Annotated in this window: 1 protein-coding gene; it reads right to left on the bottom strand. The window is 81.6% G+C overall.

What is annotated here, in order from left to right:
• Positions 1-771 (bottom strand): FtsK/SpoIIIE domain-containing protein (locus GTQ99_RS23700; protein WP_205708132.1); only part of this gene is annotated, 771 nt, incomplete at both ends.

Genomic DNA, 771 nt, shown 5'->3' with positions numbered 1-771 from the left:
AGGTGCAGGTGCTCGAGCCCGCACCGGCCGCCCCGCCCAGGGGCCCGGGACCGTCGCGGGCTCGAGCACCTGCACCTCCTGGGCGACCCCCTCGCGCACCAGCACCCCGCGCCCCGGCGGCGCCGCCCGCGGCAGCTCCGCGGCCCGCAGGCCCAGCAGCGCCGCGTCCGCGCGGTCGGCCAGGCGCAGCAGCAGCACCTGCCCGCAGGCGGAGGCCACGGCACCGGTCAGCAGCGCCCGGTCCCCGGTCAGCGCCACCCGCACGCCGACCGCCGAGGCCTCGCGCAGCAGCCGCAGCAGCGCGTCGGCGCCGCACCCGGGCTCGGCGTCGGCGAGCGCGCCCGCGAAGGAGTCCCAGCCGTCGACGAGCAGCACCAGGTACGGCTCCAGCGCCTCCCCGGCCGCGCGGGCCCGGGCGTGCTCGGCCGGCAGGTCGGGCACGCCCGCGCGGGCGAAGCGGGCGCGCCGCCGCTCCACCTCCTCCTGCAGCCGCTGCAGCAGCCGGCCCGCCCGCCACACCTCCTCGCGGCCGACGACCGAGCCCGTGCAGCCGGTGCCCGCGAGGTCGCCCAGGCGCCCCCCGGCGTCCAGCACGTGCACCTCCACCGGCACCGCGCACCGCGCGGCCTGCGCCGCCAGCGTGCGCAGCAGCGTGCTGCGCCCGCTGCGGACGGTGCCCACCACGAGCAGGTGCTCCCCGGCCGCCAGGTCCCAGCCCGCGCTCGCGCGCCGCTGCTCGGCCGGCACGTCCAGCAGCCCCCACGCCAGGAC

It is taken from the genome of Kineococcus vitellinus, from assembly GCF_009906315.1.
Taxonomy (GTDB): domain Bacteria; phylum Actinomycetota; class Actinomycetes; order Actinomycetales; family Kineococcaceae; genus Kineococcus; species Kineococcus vitellinus.
This window is presented reverse-complemented; position numbering and strand designations above follow the sequence as displayed.